Origin of the sequence: Rhodobium orientis (genome assembly GCF_003258835.1) — a bacterium.
GTDB lineage: Bacteria > Pseudomonadota > Alphaproteobacteria > Rhizobiales > Rhodobiaceae > Rhodobium > Rhodobium orientis.
The window spans coordinates 1-352 of the sequence record NZ_NPEV01000131.1 but is presented as its reverse complement, the minus strand read 5'-3'; the positions used below and the strand labels follow the sequence as shown (position 1 = coordinate 352).

Sequence of the window (352 nt, the reverse complement as noted above, 5' to 3'; positions counted from 1 at the left end):
CCTGCGCGTCGGTGCTCACGAATTCCAACATTCGCTCCGCTCCGATGCTCGGCCTTCCTAGACTGCAAGGGTTGCGGGTCACGCTGAGCTTAAAGGATGTTTATTTTTTGACGCTTTCAAGCAGGTTGGCCAAAAAGTGTTTTTTATAGCTTTGAAGCTTTCTTCCTTCATACTTCGTCATTCCCAGCTTTTTCAGTTCTTCTACATACCAGCCTTTGCTTCCGTAATGCATGGCAGAAAACTCCCTTCTATATTTCGATGCAATTGGGATTCTAACATCTATAGAAAAACGCTGAAAAGGGATAGGCGGCAATTTTTAAAAACTGAGTCTTTCGACATAGTCTGGAAGTTT

Annotated in this window: 1 protein-coding gene; it reads right to left on the bottom strand. The window is 43.8% G+C overall.

What is annotated here, in order from left to right; genetic code table 11:
- Positions 1-100: 100 nt before the first annotated feature.
- A complete protein-coding gene (locus CH339_RS25520) occupies positions 101-232 on the bottom strand; it encodes a DUF2639 domain-containing protein (RefSeq protein ID WP_003179731.1) in 132 nt (43 codons plus the stop codon).
- Positions 233-352: the final 120 nt, after the last annotated feature.